The 16,043-nt window shown below is 71.3% G+C and carries 13 protein-coding genes and 2 pseudogenes; 8 read left to right on the plus strand and 7 right to left on the minus strand.

Annotated elements, in window-relative coordinates:
- The 3 genes and pseudogenes from ABZU53_RS14585 to ABZU53_RS14595 all read right to left on the minus strand — a co-directional run.
- Window positions 1–146 (minus strand): annotated as a pseudogene (locus tag ABZU53_RS14585) (4Fe-4S ferredoxin); the annotation flags it as partial.
- 3 nt (window positions 147–149) lie between these two features.
- On the minus strand, window positions 150–3,425 hold the full coding sequence (fdh, locus tag ABZU53_RS14590) for a formate dehydrogenase (protein WP_355066237.1): 3,276 nt from the start codon (window positions 3,423–3,425) through the stop codon (window positions 150–152).
- A gap of 136 nt (window positions 3,426–3,561) precedes the next feature.
- Complete coding sequence (locus ABZU53_RS14595; RefSeq protein ID WP_355066239.1) at window positions 3,562–4,176, minus strand: PrsW family glutamic-type intramembrane protease; 615 nt, start codon at window positions 4,174–4,176, stop codon at window positions 3,562–3,564.
- 124 nt (window positions 4,177–4,300) lie between these two features.
- Between ABZU53_RS14595 and ABZU53_RS14600 the strand changes: the two genes are divergently transcribed.
- Window positions 4,301–4,633: a hypothetical protein gene (locus ABZU53_RS14600; RefSeq protein ID WP_355066241.1), complete on the plus strand. Its 333-nt coding sequence runs from the start codon at window positions 4,301–4,303 to the stop codon at window positions 4,631–4,633.
- Between the two features lie 108 nt (window positions 4,634–4,741).
- Here ABZU53_RS14600 and ABZU53_RS14605 read toward each other — a convergent pair.
- Window positions 4,742–4,849: pseudogene (locus tag ABZU53_RS14605) on the minus strand (RNA-binding protein); the annotation flags it as partial.
- A gap of 61 nt (window positions 4,850–4,910) precedes the next feature.
- On the opposite strand from ABZU53_RS14605, the gene ABZU53_RS14610 reads away from it, so the two are divergent.
- Window positions 4,911–5,309 (plus strand): NUDIX domain-containing protein, encoded by a 399-nt coding sequence (locus ABZU53_RS14610; RefSeq protein WP_355066243.1) that lies wholly within the window; start codon window positions 4,911–4,913, stop codon window positions 5,307–5,309.
- A gap of 880 nt (window positions 5,310–6,189) precedes the next feature.
- Window positions 6,190–7,731, plus strand: coding sequence for a TROVE domain-containing protein (locus tag ABZU53_RS14615; protein ID WP_355066245.1), 1,542 nt, complete (start codon window positions 6,190–6,192; stop codon window positions 7,729–7,731).
- 41 nt (window positions 7,732–7,772) lie between these two features.
- On the opposite strand, the gene ABZU53_RS14620 is transcribed toward ABZU53_RS14615, so the two are convergent.
- The gene (locus ABZU53_RS14620; RefSeq protein WP_355066247.1) at window positions 7,773–8,657 is read right to left on the minus strand and encodes a LysR family transcriptional regulator; all 885 of its coding nucleotides are present in this window, start codon (window positions 8,655–8,657) and stop codon (window positions 7,773–7,775) included.
- A gap of 55 nt (window positions 8,658–8,712) precedes the next feature.
- On the opposite strand from ABZU53_RS14620, the gene ABZU53_RS14625 reads away from it, so the two are divergent.
- Window positions 8,713–9,990: an MFS transporter gene (locus tag ABZU53_RS14625; RefSeq protein ID WP_355066249.1), complete on the plus strand. Its 1,278-nt coding sequence runs from the start codon at window positions 8,713–8,715 to the stop codon at window positions 9,988–9,990.
- A 49-nt stretch (window positions 9,991–10,039) separates the two neighbouring features.
- Here ABZU53_RS14625 and ABZU53_RS14630 read toward each other — a convergent pair whose 3' ends face one another.
- A complete protein-coding gene (locus tag ABZU53_RS14630) occupies window positions 10,040–10,789 on the minus strand; it encodes a glyoxalase (RefSeq protein WP_355066251.1) in 750 nt (249 codons plus the stop codon).
- 165 nt (window positions 10,790–10,954) lie between these two features.
- On the opposite strand from ABZU53_RS14630, the gene ABZU53_RS14635 reads away from it, so the two are divergent.
- The 4 genes from ABZU53_RS14635 to ABZU53_RS14650 are packed head-to-tail and all read left to right on the plus strand — an operon-like array spanning window position 10,955 to window position 14,212.
- Entirely contained in the window at window positions 10,955–11,881 is a 927-nt protein-coding gene (locus ABZU53_RS14635) for a hypothetical protein (RefSeq protein WP_355066253.1), read from the plus strand.
- Complete coding sequence (locus ABZU53_RS14640; protein ID WP_355066255.1) at window positions 11,878–12,330, plus strand: ABA4-like family protein; 453 nt, start codon at window positions 11,878–11,880, stop codon at window positions 12,328–12,330. The genes ABZU53_RS14635 and ABZU53_RS14640 overlap by 4 nt, the downstream gene beginning before the upstream one ends.
- A 5-nt stretch (window positions 12,331–12,335) precedes the next feature.
- Window positions 12,336–13,589: a histidine kinase gene (locus ABZU53_RS14645; RefSeq protein ID WP_355066257.1), complete on the plus strand. Its 1,254-nt coding sequence runs from the start codon at window positions 12,336–12,338 to the stop codon at window positions 13,587–13,589.
- Window positions 13,586–14,212, plus strand: a complete 627-nt coding sequence (locus tag ABZU53_RS14650) for a response regulator transcription factor (RefSeq protein WP_355066259.1) — start codon at window positions 13,586–13,588, stop codon at window positions 14,210–14,212. The genes ABZU53_RS14645 and ABZU53_RS14650 overlap by 4 nt, the downstream gene beginning before the upstream one ends.
- Before the next feature lie 3 nt (window positions 14,213–14,215).
- Here the strand turns inward: ABZU53_RS14650 and ABZU53_RS14655 are convergent, their stop codons facing one another.
- On the minus strand, window positions 14,216–16,006 hold the full coding sequence (locus ABZU53_RS14655; protein WP_355066261.1) for a gamma-glutamyltransferase family protein: 1,791 nt from the start codon (window positions 16,004–16,006) through the stop codon (window positions 14,216–14,218).
- Window positions 16,007–16,043 lie beyond the last annotated feature (37 nt).

The following is a 16,043-nucleotide window of genomic DNA, read 5'->3' on the forward strand; positions in this document are numbered from 1 at the left end:
TTCCACTCCTTGCAGGCCACCTCGCACGCCTTGCACCCGATACACACGCTCGTGTCGGTGAAGAACCCCATCCGCGGCGGCGCGTCCACATAGCCAGCGTCCGGCGCCGGGTCGAGCGGCCCGTACAGGGCGTTGGGGTGGGGCATCGGTCAGGCCTCCTGGTCGCTGCTGCTGTCGGCGACGTCGGTCGTGATCAGCGGCGGGTAGCGGTGGGTCAGGTGCCCCGACCGTCGCCGGTAGTCGAATACGAGGTTCAGCAGATCCTGGCCCCTCGGGCGTCGTCCGGGCCGCACGTCGCACGTGCCGACCTTGCTTTCCTGAATGAGGACGTTGGGGTCGAGGGTGATGCCGAACAGGTCGTTGGCCGAGTCGCCGGTGACCAGACCCTCGTAACCGAAGTGGTACGGCACCCAGACCTGGTGGATGATCCGACCGTCTACCCGCAGCGGGGTGATCCGGTCGGTGACCAGGACCTTCGCCTCGATGGCCGCGCGGGCGGTGACCAGGTGCGCCCAGCCCAGGTGGGTCAGGCCGCGTTGGGCGGCCAGTTCCGGCGACACCTCGACGAACATCTCCGGTTGCAGCTCGGCGAGGTGCGGCACGGTCCGGCTCATGCCGCCGGCGGTGTGGTGCTCGGTGAGCCGGCTGACCGTGAACACGTACGGGAAGACGTCGCTGTACGGCTCGGGCGGGCTCGGGTTGAGGGTGTTGATCGGATGGATGTAGACCTTGCGAGCCGGGTTGGCCTGCTGGCGGTAGAGCGGGTTGCGCACCGGCGACTCGATCGGCTCGTAGTGCGTCGGCAGCGGCCCGTCCAGCACGCCGGTGGGCGCGTAGAGCCAGCCCTTGCCGTCGCCCTGCATGATGAACGGGTCGTCGCCGGCGATCCCCGCCGGCCCGGACGCGTCGGCCGGCGGCCGGTACGACGGCGGTTTGGTCTTCTCGAAGTCCGGCACGTCGTAGCCGGTCCACTCGGCCTTCTCCGGGTCCCACCAGACGTACTTCTTGCGCTCGCTCCACGGCCTGCCCTCCGGGTCGGCCGAGGCACGGTTGTAGAGGATGCGGCGGTTCGACGGCCACGCCCAACCCCATTCGAGCGCCACCGAGGACTGCTCCGAGCCGGGCTTGCGGCGCGCGGCCTGATTGACGCCGTCGGCGTACACCCCGGTGTAGATCCAGCAGCCACCGGCGGTGGAGCCGTCGTCCTTCATCTCCGTGTAGCTCGACAGCGGTCGGCCGCTGGCCACCTCGTACCCGTTGATCTCGTACAGCACCGATTCGGCGCTCGGTTCGGCGTGCGGACCGTGCGTGGGGTAGTTCCAGTTGAGGTCGAGCAGCGCCCGGTCGCGGGGCCGGGTCGAGCCGGCCAACCGCTCCCTGATGAGGCGTCCGAGGTGGTAGAAGAACCACAGCTCGGAGCGGGCGTCGCCCGGCGGCTCGACAGCCTTCTCCCGCCACTGCAACAACCGCTGCGTCTGGGTGAACGTGCCCTCCTTCTCCACGTGTGAGGCGGCCGGCAGGAAGAACACCTCGGTACGACACTCCTCGGGCACGATCTCGCCCGTTTCGATCTCCGGGGCGTGCTGCCAGAACGTGGCGCTCTCGACCATGAAGAGGTCCCGCACGACCAGCCAGTCCAGGTTGGCCATGCCGAGGCGCTGCGCGCGGGCGTGCGCCGAGCCCACCGCGGGGTTCTGCCCGAGCAGGAAGTACCCCTTGACCTTCCCGTCGATCATGTTGAGCACCTGCTGGTAGGTGCCGTGGTCACCGGTCATCCGCGGCAGGTGGCCGTAGCAGTAGTCGTTGTCGGCGGTGGCCGCGTCACCCCAGTACGCCTTGAGCAAGTTCACGCCGTAGGCGCGCGCGTCACCCCAGAAGCCCTTCTGCCCGGGGTGGCGGATGCTGTCCACCCACTCGTCGAGGGTCGGGTGGTCGGCGTGGTGCGGCATCGGCAAATAGCCGGGCAGCAGGTTGAACAGGGTCGGGATGTCCGTCGAACCCTGGATGCTGGCGTGACCGCGCAGCGCCATCACCCCGCCACCCGGACGGCCCATGTTGCCCAGCAGCAGCTGGATGATCGCCCCGGTACGGATGTACTGCACGCCCACACTGTGCTGCGTCCACCCCACCGAGTAGATCAGCATGCCGGTGCGGTCCCGGCCCGAGTTCGCCGTCCACGCCTGCGCCAGTTCGAGGAACTTCTCCTGCGGGATGCCGCAGACCCGCTCCACCATCTCCGGCGTGTAGCGGGAGAAGTGCCGCTTGAGGATCTGGTAAACGCAGCGCGGATGCTGCAACGTCTCGTCCCGCTGCGTCTGCCCGCCCACCGGCGCGCCGTGCGACTCGTGCTCCAGCCCGGCCGCCGTTTCCCGCTGCGTCTCGGTGTCCCGGGGGGGGATGTTCTCCTCGACGCCCTCGTACTGCCAACTGCTCTGGTCGTAGCTGGCGTTGTCCTCGGCGAAGCCGGAGAAGAGCCCGTACAGATCCTCGGTGTCGCGGTACTCCTCGGTCACGATGGTGGCGGCGTTCGTGTAAGCGACCACGTACTCGCGGAAGTCCAGCTCGTTGTCGAGGATGTAGCGGATCACGCCGCCGAGCAGGGCGATGTCGGTGCCCGCCCGGATCGGCAGGTACGCGTCCGCCACCGCGCTGGTCCGCGTGAACCGCGGGTCGACGTGGAACACCTTCGCGCCACGGTGCTTGGCCTCCATCACCCACTGGAAACCCACCGGATGTGCTTCCGCCATGTTCGAACCCTGGATGACGATGACGTCAGCGTTGGCGATGTCCTGCTGGAACTGGGTGGCGCCGCCACGACCGAAGCTGGCCCCCAGACCGGGGACGGTGGCGGAGTGTCAAATACGCGCCTGGTTCTCGATCTGCAGCGCCCCCATCGCGGTGAACAACTTCTTGATGAGGTAGTTCTCCTCGTTGTCCAGCGTCGCCCCGCCCAGACTGGAGATCCCCAACGTCCGGTTGAGCGGCCGGCCCTCGTCGTCACGGTCTTCCCAGGTCTCGTCCCGGGCAGCCAGGACCCGATCGGCGATCATGTGCATCGCCGTGTCGAGGTCGAGATCCTCCCACTCGGTGCCGTACGGCCGCCGGTAGCGGACCGTCGTCTGCCGCAGCGGACTGGTCACCAGACTCTTGCTCGCCGAGCCCTTCGGGCAGAGCCGGCCCCGCGAGATAGGACTGTCCGGGTCACCCTCGATCTGTGTGACCTGCCCGTCCTTGACGAACACCCGCTGGCCACAACCCACCGCGCAGTACGGACAGACCGACCGGGCGACCGAGTCGGCGGTGTCGGTGCGGGCGGTCAGCGACAGTGACAGGGCCGACTTGGCCGCCGCGCCCCGCCCGAGCGGGTCGGTGCCGGTGAGCTGGCGGTAGAGCGGCCAGCTCTCGACCCAGCGGCGCACCCCCATCGCTGCACCTTCCCGACGAAAGCCACTAAATGTGAACAGTCCGACAGTAGATGAGGTGCCAGCCCGGCCGCAGCGGGATCAGCAGAGCGGGCCATTTCGCGCTGGCCGCCGACGGCATGGTGTAGGAGGGCCGCGATCAGCTCGACGGGCTGGCCAGCAGCGCCCACAGCGCTCCGGCGGTGAGCCCGGTCCAGGCGGTGTGCCCGGCGGGCGCGGTCAGACCACGGATGAACAGGGTCTGCTCCACCGCGCCAATGTTGCCCTGCGAGCTCAGCAGCGCGGTGAAGGCGTACCCCATCGTCTCCAACGCGGCGAAACCCATGCCGGCGGCCACACCGATGACCAGACCGTCGGACGGCAGACGGCGACGGTGCTGCGCCAGGGCCGTGAACAGCAGCACCACGGGGACGATCAGCTTCGCCGACTCCTCGATCAAAGCCACGAACAGCATGGGCAGGGCGCCGAGGCCGCGCAGAGTGTCGTACTCCAGGGTGCCGGCGACCACCGTGCCGATCACCCCGCCGAAGAACGCCGATGTCACCAGCACCGACGCCGGCACCTGCCAACGCCCGGTACGGGCCTGGGCGAACGTGAGGAACGTCAGGGGAGCCAGGGTCGCGCCGAGCAGGATCAGTGCCGGCACGAAGTTCGGGTTCTGGGTGCGCACGAGGGTCCGCAGCACCGCCAGATACAGGATCAGCCCGATGACGAGCACTCCGACCCACGCCCACCGGCGCGAACGATCACCCATACCGGGGAGTCTCGCGGATCCAGGTTACGAAGACCAGCCTGGCGCTGAGATCCCCACGACTCGACGGCGACCACGGCGTGCGAGCGAGCGTGGAGGTCTGGCGGGCCGCGCCTACGCTGGCGGGATGGATCGATGGCTGGGAATCGGCGGGTTCATCACCGGCGTCGTTGGTCTCGTGCTCACCGTCTACTACGCGCGCAAGGCCGAAGAACTCAACCTGATGCGGAAGCGGCTTGAGTGGCCCGACCTGCAGGCGGCCGCGAACGACCTCGGCCGGCGGATCAAGACGGAATTCCCACCCACCGCGATCATCGCTCCCGGCGTCGCTGCCGATCGCATCCGGGCCGCATCGGTCGCCGTCACGCGGGTGGCGTGCAGGAACCACAAGTCTCCCGAGTACTACTGGTGGCTCGCCAACAGTGACGACTTCTTCTTTCCCTGGGGTAAGGCCAGGTAGCCCAGGACCGACCGCGGCGCAGGGCTGATCCGGCGGCCGCCCCAGGGCTGTTCAGAGCACGTGACCGGCCTCCGGCAGCGGCTCGTTCGCGTGCTCGTAGCCGAGCAGCAGCGCGGACGTGGAGGTCTTCGCGCCGGCCAGGATCGCGGCCACGAGCGTGTCCCGCAGCGGCCCGGGGAACCCGAACTCCGCCACCGAAAGATGATCCAGATCCATCCACGGAGGGTACGCCCGACGACCGGCGACGAGGGCCGGCCAGCGTGGCATGGTCTCGTGCATGGCCACCTACGACGTCGCCCTCGTCCTGCTCGTCGACGCCTCCGGGGCGGTGCTGATGCAGCATCGCGACGAGCACGCGCCCGTCTCGCCGAACCAGTGGAGCCTTCCCGGCGGTCACATCGAGCCCGGCGAGTCGCCCGAGCAGGCGGCCCGCCGCGAGCTGCTGGAGGAGACCGGCCTGACAGCCGATGAGCTGCGCCTGCTGTGGAGCGGTCCGCGCCCGTACGAGGCGGGCTTCGGGCACACGGTGACGGTGCACGTCTTCCATGGCGTCACCACCGCGCGTCAGGAAGACGTCGTGCTCGGCGAGGGGCAGGCCATGGTGTTCGTCCCGCGCGACGAGGTGTTCGATCGGGAGCTGGCGGCCTCGACCGCGCTGGTTCTGCCCATGATCTAGACGAATAAGTCCTAACTCAAGACGGGGCTGGGGCTGCGGCGAAGGGCGCTGGTCATCCGCTTTGGCTGCCCGCCGTGTCGATGTGCTGGTGAGCGGTATACCTCAGAGGTATGAATATGACTCTGAGGTATACCGCTCACCACCGCATCCGCCCCCACGGAGGTGACCGACGGTCGCCGCCGGCCGCCGGCTGCGCCCACCGCCCGGAGTCCTCGACAGCGGATGTGGAATCGGGTTGTTGGCGTGGCAACGCGGGCCTACCGTCATGGGGCACCTCCCGGTGCGCAGGCAACGGCTACTTCCGCTTCCAATCGGGGAGACGTGGGTTCGAATCCCACCGCCATGTCACGTGGCGTCGACCAGCGGCCCAGGTCACCTTGGCCCGCGAGGGCCGGTCGCCGTCGCCGCTTCGATCTCGGGAGGTGCTCTCGCCGCACGCCCGGTGCGACGGATACGGCTACTTCCTGGTGAAGGCCCGACAAGGGCCTGCGGTTCGAACCCGCGAACACCGTGTCCACTTCTGATCTCGGGCGTGCGGTGCGACCACACCGCCTTCGATTACAAGATCACAAAACCCGTTGCCCCTCCCGCACCGCTGCCGCTACGGTCGTGACCGCACTTCCCGGTGCGTAGGCGACGGCTACATCTGGAGGGGCTTCGACCCCGGTGAAGGACATCCGTCGCCAACCTCGATCTCGGGAAGCGCGACCACACGCACACCCGGTGCGCAGGCAACGGTTACTTCCCGGCTCCGCAGATGGTGGTTCGAATCCCCCCGACACCTTCGGGTCGGTGGTTCAACGGACAGAACGGCGGACTAGTCCGTGGCCGACTCTGATCTCGGGTGTGCGCTGTGGTGGCGCCTTCTCGGCTGACTGACGTGGGGGACGTCATGGCCAAGTTCAACGTCAAGCTGCGCACGAGCCGGCATCGGCCGGCGACCGGCGAGGGCGCACCCGGTTTCGTCCGTGAGCCGCGCCTCGAACTGTTCCTGCTCGGTGTCTCGAACATGGTGGGCGAGGACACCTTCTACGAGGGTTCCACCAGCCGGGAGGCCCGTTTCCGGGACCTGGTCGCCGCCGTCGCCGTCGCGGATCCCGACTGGTTCGCGCGCTTCGTACCGTGGCTCCGAACCGGTGCGATGATGCGCTCAGCGTCCGTGGTGGCGGCCCTTGAGGGTGCCCGTGCCCAGGTAGCGGCGGGAATTCCGGGTTCCCGCGCGGTCGTAAATGCGGCGTTGCAGCGTGCGGACGAGCCGGGCGAGGCGCTCGCGTACTGGCTGGCTCGTCATGGCCGGGCACTGCCCAAGCCGGTGAAGCGGGGCATCGCTGACGCGGCGGTCCGGCTCTACACCGAGCGGAGTCTGCTCAAGTACGACTCCATCGCCAACCAGGTGCGCTTCGGTGACGTCATCGAGCTGACCCACCCCACCGCCAGGGATGAGCGACAGGGCGACCTGTTCCGGCACGCGCTGGATCGGCGGCACCGGCGGGACAACCCGGTACCCCCGTCCCTGCGGATGCTCAGGGCGCGGGACGCGCTCATGGCGATGCCTGTCGAGCAGCGCAGGGAGGTCACCGATCCGGCGACGCTGGACGCTGCCGGTATGACGTGGGAGGCGCTGGCCGGCTGGCGACAGAGCGCGATGGACGCGGCGGCATGGGAGTCGGTCATCCCGACGATGGGCTATCTGGCGCTGCTGCGTAATCTGCGCAACTTCGACCGGGCCGGGGTCAGCGACACCGTCGCGGAGACCGTGGCGGCCACGCTCTCCGACCCGGCTCAGGTCGCGAGTTCGCGGGTGCTGCCGATGCGCTTCCTGTCGGCGTACAACGCGGCGCCGAGCCTGCGCTGGGCGTACCCGCTGGAGAAGGCGTTGCAGCACGCCCTCGCGAACGTGCCCGCCCTGGACGGGCGGACGCTGATCCTCATCGACACGTCCGGCTCGATGCAGAGCCCGTTCAGCAAGGACGGCACGCTGCTCTGCTGGGACGCCGCCGCGGTGTTCGGTCTCGCGCTGGCCGCCCGCGCACAGTCGGCCACGGTGGTGTCGTTCTCCAATGACAGCCTGGTGTTCCCTGCGGTGGCGGGCGAGTCGGTCCTCGCGGCGGTGCGGCGGTTCAAGGAGGGCGGCTACTTCCTCGGCAGGGGAACCGACACCGAGAAGGCGGTCCGCGAGCACCACGGCCGACACGACCGGCTGATCATCCTCACCGATGAGCAGGCCCACTGGCACGGCTCGACGGATGTCGTCGCGGCGGTGCCGGCGGAGGTGCCCATCTACACCTGGAACCTGGCCGGATACCGGGTCGGGCACACGCCGACCGTCACGAACCGGCACACCTTCGGCGGACTGTCCGACGCCGCGTTCGCGATGATCCCGCTGATCGAGGCCGGGTCCGACGACCGGTGGCCCTTCTGATCCACGCGCTGCGGGGCTGCACCCGCCCCGCAGCGCGCGGGTCAGGGTAGGAACTCGCCGGTCAGGGCGATGAGGGCGCGGGCGGCCGCGCCCACCGGTCGGTCCACCGGCGTGGCGAGCGACGCCGTCCAGTCGAGGTCGGCGTCGGTGACCGTCAGCGTGCGCACGCCCCCGGCGTCGGCGACGGCGAAGCGGGGCAGCAGCGCGATGCCGAGGCCGTGCCGGACGTGGTCGGCGCCGGTGGCGATGTCGGGGATCTCGATCGTGACGCGCCGGGACAGGCCGGCGGTGGCGAACGCCCGGTCGGTGACGGCGCGGTTGCCGTACCCGACCGGGGAGTCGATGAAGTTCAGCCCGGCGATTTCCCCGAGCGTCACCGCCTCGCGGGCGGCCAGCGGATGATCGTCCGGCACGACGAGATCGATCACCGAGCGGGCCAGCTCCGTGAAGCGGACCTCGGCCGGCGGCGCGCCGGGCAGCGAGACGAACGCGAGGTCGAGCCGGCGCTCCGCGAGCGCGTCGATGAGCCCCTGGGAGCCGGACGGAGCGACGCTGGTGTGCAGCAGCACCCCGGGGTGCCGGCGGTGGAACTCGCCGAGCAGGGCCGGCAGGTGCAGGAGTCTGATCGAGGTCATCGTGCCGATGCGCAGGGTGCCACGGAGGCCGCCGTGCACCTCGGCGACCGCGTCGCGGGCGTCGCGGGCCGCGTCGAGGGCGATGCGGGCGCGGGGCAGCAGCGCGGCGCCGGCGTCGGTGAGGAGTACGCGTTTGGAGTTGCGGTCCAGCAGCGGCGCACCCAGTTCGCGTTCCAGGGTCTTGACCGCCGCCGAGACGGCGGACTGGACGACGTGCAGGCGGGCGGCGGCGCGGGTGAAGTTCTGCTCCTCGGCCACGGCGACGAAGTACTCGAGTTGGCGGAGTTCCACGCCGCCAAGTATCACCCATACTGATCGCTGCTAGCGTCAACTTTCGTTGCACGCGATGATCGCGTGGAGCGACAGTGGGGTCATGTCGTCGACGATCCTGTCATCCCGCCGGCCCGCCGCCGCGTCCACCCGCGCCGAAGGATCGTCTCGCCGCCACGGCCGGGGCTTCTGGGTGATCGCTCTGGCGTTCCTGACCGCGATGGCGTTCGGCACGGTGCCGGCCCCGCTCTACCCGCTCTACATGGCCCGGGACGGCTTCTCCACGTTCATGGCCACGATCGTGTTCGCGTCGTACACGGTGGGTGTGGTGATCAGTCTGGTGCTCGCCGGGCACGTCTCGGACTGGGTCGGCCGGAAGAAGATCCTCATTCCGGCGCTGGTGTTGGAGCTGGTCGCCGCCGCGCTGTTCCTGGGCGACGCGTCGCTGCCGGTGCTGCTGGTCGCCCGCCTGGTGAGCGGACTGGGCATCGGCATGATCACCGCGACCGCCACCGCCTACCTGCAGGAACTGCACGCGGCGCACCGGCCCGGCGCGTCGCGCCAGCGCTTCGAAGTGGTCTCCACCGCCGCCAACATCGGTGGCCTCGGCGTGGGCGCGTTGGTCGCGGGCGTCCTCGCCCAGTACGTCCACGCGCCGCTGCGCACTCCGTACCTGGTGTTTGCCGTGCTGCTGACCGCCAGCATCGTGGCGGTCGCGGCGACCCCGGAGACCGTCAAGGAACGGCTGGTCAAGCCCACGTACCGGCCGCAACGGATCAGCGCCGACCACGGCGACCAGGCCGGGTACGTGGCTGCTGCCGGCGCCGGTTTCGCGTCGTTCGCCGTGTTCGCCCTGTTCACCTCCGTCGCCCCGAGCTTCGTCGCGGGAGCCCTGCACCTGCCCTCGCGGGCGCTGGCCGGCGCGGTCGTGTTCGCCGTGTTCGGCGGCGCCGCCGTGGCGCAGACCGTCACCAATCGGCTCCCCGCCCCGGCGAAGGTACGGCTCGGGCTGCTGGCGCAGGCGGTCGGCGTGCCCGTCGTGCTGGTGGGTATGCACACCGCCAGCCTGACCGCGTTCCTGGTCGGTGGTGTCGTCGCCGGTGTCGGGGCCGGCGTGCTGTTCAAGGCCGCCGTCGGCATGGTCGCGGCGATGGCCACGCCCGCCCGGCGCGGCGAGGCCCTGGCCGGGCTGTTCCTCATCGCCTACCTGGGAATGAGCCTGCCGGCCGTCGGCATCGGGATCGCCACGCGAGCCGTCAGCACGATCACGGTGATGAACTGGTTCACCGGCCTGCTGCTCGTCATGCTCGCCGGTGTGACGGCGCTCTTCCGTCGCCGTCCCGCAGCCCGCTGACCCCGCCGACCGGGGTTGGGCCGTGTCCGGCTCGCCCCGGTCCGTGTGGTCAGCGCGGATCGGACCACCAGGGTTCGAGGACGACCGGGTCCGCGATGTAGGCCCGCACCTGCGTACGCTCCGGCTCGGTCAACGTCAGCGCGCGGAGGCGGGCGCCCCACTCGGGCACCCGATCGGTCTTCCCCAGCGCGATCGACAGCTCGATCAGGCCGGCCAGCGCGGTGGCCTGCTCGACCGTCGGAGCGTCCTCGGCGCGACGACGCATCCCCGAGTCGAGCGCCCGGTAGGCGGCCCGGTCGTCCAGCTTGAACTCGCGCAGGATCCGCGCGTTGTCGAGCACCCGGGCCAACCCCTGCAGGTCCTTCGACCCGCCGTACTCCAGATCCTTCGGCTCGTCTCGCTGGATGAAGATGATGGTGTTGCCCGACGGGTCGACGACGCTGAACCGTGATGCCCCGGCACGGTAGCGGGTCAGTCGGGGCAGGCCCTTGACCAGCACCTTGCCGTGGGCGCGGCGCATCGCGTCGGCGAACGCCGCGTGGTACGGCGCGACCGCGTCGACCAACACCAGGCAGCCGCCGGTCTGTTCCTTCGCCGGGTCGAGGTCCTTCGGCGCGGGCCCGTAGTGCAGGGCGAACCCGCTCCACTGAACGACCAGATACACGTACGGCCTCATCTGCTCGTAGGTCACCTCGAAGCCCAGGGCACGCCAGAAGGCCAGGGTCTCCTCCGGCGCCGGGCAGGGCAGCAGCGGCACGGTGGTCTCGTTCGGCTGGACGCGGTCCTCGTTGATCGTCATGGTCACTCCCGGTCCGGTCGGCAGGCCGGCCATTGTGCCAGCACCGGCGGCGGGCCGCCCCGATCGCGCCTCCTACCCAGGGAGGAGATGCGCTCCGACCCCGGGCCGCAACCGGGGCCCGCGGTCGGACGCGACCGGCGGGAACGGCCACGAGCATCTACAGACATGACTACCGTTCTGCGTCGGGCGACACACTGGAACCGCCCCCTCCTGATTCTCGTCTGCGCGATGGCGGTGCTCGCCGTCATCGCCACGGTCGGCATCCTCGTCGACCCGCGCGTCCTCACCGGGGCGCCGATCTGGCTCAAGCCGTTCAAGTTCGCGGTGTCCTTCGTCCTGTACGGCGCGACGCTCGCCTGGATGCTCTCCCTGCTGCCCCGGCGCAGCCGGATCGCCGAGTGGGCGGTGATCGTCATCGTCGCGGTGGCGGTCCTGGAGAACGCGTGGATCGTCGGTCAGGTGATCCGCGGGCAGACCAGCCACTTCAACGACACCACAGCGCTGAACACCGCGCTGTTCGCGTCGATGGGCGCGGCGATCATGGTGCTGTTCCTCGCGCACCTCGTCATCGGGATCGTCGTGCTGATCCGGCGGATCCCCGACCGGGTCGCCGCGACCGCCGTCGGGTGGGGGCTCGGCCTGTCCCTGCTCGGCATGCTCGCGGCGGTACCGATGGTGCTGCCGATGCAGGACCCGGGCATCGAGGGCATCTCCGGGGCGCACAGCGTCGGCGTGGCCGACGGTGGGCCGGGGCTGCCCGTGGTCGGTTGGAGCACCGCCGGCGGCGACCTGCGGATCGGGCACTTCGTGGGGCTGCACGCCCTGCAGGCCCTGCCGATCCTGGCGATCCTGCTGACCCGTTTCGCGACCCGGCTCGACACGCGCACCCGCGTCCGGCTGCTGGTCGTCGCGGGCGGCGCGTACGGCGTACTCACGATGCTGTTGACCTGGCAGGCCCTGCGCGGGCAGCCGCTGCTGCGCCCGGACGCCCGCACCCTGGCCGCCGTCGCGGCCCTGGTGGTCGCGACGGCGACCGCCAGCGGCCTGGTCCTGGCCCGCCGACGCCGCCCGGAACTGGCGCTGGCGGCATGACCGCGACGCTGTTCTCCCTGATGTTCGCGGTGGCCGCGCCGTTCTGGGCGCTGATGATCCTGGTGCCGCGCTGGTCCTGGACCGCCCGGATCATCAGCTCACCGCTGATCGTGCTGCCCGTCGTGGTGATCTACGCGCTGCTGGTGGTCCCGGCGTTTGGCGAGGTGCTGCCCGCCGTCGCGTCGCCGACCCTGGCCGGGGTACGCGACCTGCTCGGCACGCCCGACGGCGCGGCGGCGGGCTGGGCGCACCTGATCGCGTTCGATCTGTTCGTGGGCCGCTGGGCGTGGTGGGACAGCCGGGAACGGGGGGTGCCGGCGCTGGTCATGGCTCCGGTGCTGGTGCTGACCATCCTGCTCGGACCACTCGGGCTGGCCGCCTACCTGGGCGTACGGACGCGGTGGCGGCGGTCGGCGGTCGCTGCCACCGACCGTGAGCACCTAGGCTGACGACCGTGGGGCGGCTGGGACGACTGTTCGACACGCGGGACGCGCGCGTGCGGATGGTGCTGCTCGACCTCAGCGGGTTGGGCTACCTCCTCGTCGTGCCCCACTCCGGCTCCGCGCCAACGGTGACACAGTGGATCCTCGCGGTGGCCGCGTTCGCCGCCGCGCTCGTGACGTATCGCCGGCCGGTGGTCAACCTGGTGCTCCAGACGGCGTTGCTGGCGGTCGCGGTCTGCCTCATCGACGACTTCACCATCAACCAGGTGGGGGCGAGCTGGGCTCTGCTCGAGGTCACCATGCTCTCGGCTCGCGCCCGCACCATCTGGCTGGGCGCCGGGCTGCTGGCCGTGGTCGACCTGACCGACTCGATCGGCGACCCGCTGCGCCAGGTCGCCTCCGGCGTCGTCGGGCTGGCCCTGGAGGTCGGTGTCCCGGTGCTGCTCGGCCTGGTCATCCGGACCAACCGGGAGCTGGGTCGGCAGGCCGTGGAACGGACGCTGGCCGAGCAGCGGCGCCGCGAGTCGGAGAGCCGCGCGGCGCGCGCCGACGAGCGCAGCGCCATCGCCCGCGAGCTGCACGACGTCGTCGCCCACCACGTGGCGTCGATGGTGCTGCGGGTCGGTGTGGCCCGGCACGTCCTCACCGACCTGGACCCCCGGGTGGACGAGGTGTTCGACGACGTGCACGGCACGGGCACCGCGGCCCTGGCGGAGCTGCGCCGGCTGGTCGCGGTGCTGCGCAACCCCGACGGGGTACGCGGAGACGCGGCGCTGACCGCGATCGAGCCCTCGGCGCTCCCCTCGGCGCTCGGCGCCGCCGTCGACCGGGCCCGCCAGGCCGGCATCACCGTGGACGCCGACATCGACGCGGCGATCGGCTCCCTCGACGCGGTGCGTGGCCTGGCGGTGCTGCGGTTGACCCAGGAGGCGCTGACCAACGTGGCACGCCACGCCGGGCCGGCCGCGCGGGCGCACCTGGTGGTCGCCCTGCACGGCGGGGCCGTGCACTGGGAGGTCACCGACGACGGGGGTGGCGTCGACGGCGACCGCGCGCCGACGCCCGTGCCGGCCGGCGGCGGCCACGGCATCACCGGCATGACCGAACGCGTCGAGGTCCTCGGCGGCCGGCTGGAGGCGGGACCGACCGGCACGGGCTGGCGCGTGCGGACCGTCCTGCCGAACACGCTCCCCGAGACCGCCGCCGGGCCGGCGCCGCGGGCCCGTGAGGTACCGGCCGCATCAGCCGCCCCGGAGCCCGCGTGATCCGGGTCCTGCTGGTCGACGACCAGCACCTCATTCGCGCGGGCCTGCGCATGCTGTGCGACGCGCAGCCCGACATCGAGGTCGTCGGCGAGGCCGACAACGGCCGCGAGGCGGTCGTCCTCGCCGCGCGACTCATCCCCGACGTCGTCGTCATGGACCTGCGCATGCCCGGCGTCGACGGAATCACCGCGACGTCGCGGATCCTCGCCGAGCGTCCCGCCACCCGGGTGCTGGTGCTGACCACGTTCAGCGACGACGACCACCTCTACCCCGCGCTGAGCGCTGGGGCGTGCGGCTTCCTGCTCAAGGACGCGCCCCCGACCGAGCTGCTGGACGGCATCCGCCGCGCCGCCGCGGGCGACAGCCCGTTCACCCCGGAGGTGCTGCACCGCCTCGTCCAACGCGCGGTGCGCGCCCGCGCCGAGCCGCCCCGACCCGTGCAGGGGCTGACCGCCCGCGAGCAGGACGTGCTGACCCTGGTCGCCGAGGGCCTGTCCAACAGCGAGATCGCCGAACGGCTCCACATCGGCGTCACCACCGTCAAGACCCACATCACGAGCCTCATGACCAAGACCGACAGCCCCAACCGGGTACGCCTGGCCCTGTTCGCGCGCGGCGCCTGAGCGTCAGCGGCCGCACGCGTAGCCCTGCATGCCTCTCGGGTTCGCGCCGGCGGCGAGCACGCCCGTGCCCGGGTCCCGGGTCACGGCGCAGAGCCGGCCCAGACTCCACGCGTCGGCGAGCCGCACCTCGTGCCCGTACGCCCGCAGGGCCCGCACCACGTCGGCGTCGAACCGGTCCTCCATGAGCAGGACGCCCGGCTCCGAGTCGCGGGGATAGAACGACGCCGGCAGGCTGACGGTGTGCCACGCGGGCGCGTCGATGGCCTCCTGCAGGTGCTGACCGCCGACGAGGTGGCGCAGCAGGAAGGGCACCTGCCACTGGTCCTGCTGGTCACCGCCGGGCGTACCGCATGCCAGGACCGGCTCTCCGTCGCGGTGCACCATCGTCGGGCTCAACGTGGTGCGCGGTCGGCGGCCCGGGGCGAGCGACGAGGGCAGCCCCTCCTCCAGCCAGAACATCTGAAGCCGGCTGCCCAGCGGAAAGCCGAGTTCCGGGATCGTGGGCGAACTCTGCAACCAGCCACCACTCGGCGTCGCGGAGATCATGTTGCCCCAGCGGTCGACGACGTCCACGTGGCAGGTGTCGCCCCGGGTCACCCCGTCCGACCGCACCGTCGGCTCGCCCGTGGTCGGGTCCGACGCGTCGACGCGGCTGCCGGCGCCGCGTCGGACGTGGGTCGGCAGGCGCGGCTGCGCCCCGTCGGGACTCCCCGGTCGCAACTCGGTCGACGCGCGGTCACCGATCAGGGCCGCCCGCTCCCGCGCGTACGCCGGGGAGAGCAGCGCCATGGCGGGCACGTCGGCGCTGTCGCCGTACCATGCCTCGCGGTCGGCGAAGGCGAGCTTGAGCGCCTCGACCTGGGCGTGGACGCCGGCGGCGGTGGCCGTCTCGTACGCGCCGTCGTCGTCGAGCGCGTCGAGGACGGCCAGCGCCTGGAGCAGCACCGGGCCCTGGCCCCAGAACCCGGTCTTCGCCACCGAGTAGCCCTGCCAGTCGAGGGTGGTCGGGGCCTCCCAGGTCGCCGAGTACGCGGCCAGGTCGTCGCCGGTGACCAGCCCGGTGTGTGCGCGTCCGCTGGAGTCGCGGAACGGCCGCCGGCTGAACTCGTCGATCGCCTCGGCCACGAAGCCCGTACCCCAGGCTCGGCGCGCGGCCTCGATCTGCGCCTCCCGGTCGGCGCCGGCCGCCTGCCCGGCCACGACGAGTCGGCGCAGAGTGCGCGCGTACGCCGGGTTGGCGAACCTCTCCCCCGCGGCCGGTGGCCGGCCGTCGCGCAGCCAGAGCTGGGCGGACGTCGGCCAGTGCTCCTCGAACAGCGACCGCACGGCCGCGACCGTCTCACCGACCCTGCCCACCAGCGGGTGACCGGCGGCGGCGTAGCCGATCGCCGGCTCCAGCACGTCGGCGATCGAGAACGTGCCGTGCTCGCGCAGCAGCAGAAGCCACGCGTCCACCGCGCCGGGCACGGCCGCCGCGAGCGGGCCGGCCCCCGGGATGAGGTCCATGCCGAGGGACCGGAAGTGGGCGATGGTCGCGGCGGCCGGCGCCGGGCCCTGCCCGCACAGCACCTTCGGGCGAGGATCCTGGGCGGTCGCCACGATGGCCGGCACCTCGCCCCCCGGGCCGTTGAGGTGGGGTTCGACGACGTGCAGGACGAACCCGGCGGTCACCGCGGCGTCGAAGGCGTTGCCGCCGCGTTCCAGGACCCCCATCGCGGACTGGCTGGCGAGCCAGTGCGTCGACGACACCATGCCGAAGGTTCCCTGCAGGGTCGGCCGGGTGGTGAACGCCATGACAACACCTCACTCGTGTCCGCGGCCCGGAGCGTAC

Origin of the sequence: Micromonospora sp. NPDC005194, from assembly GCF_040608335.1 — a bacterium.
Taxonomy (GTDB): Bacteria; Actinomycetota; Actinomycetes; order Mycobacteriales; family Micromonosporaceae; genus Micromonospora.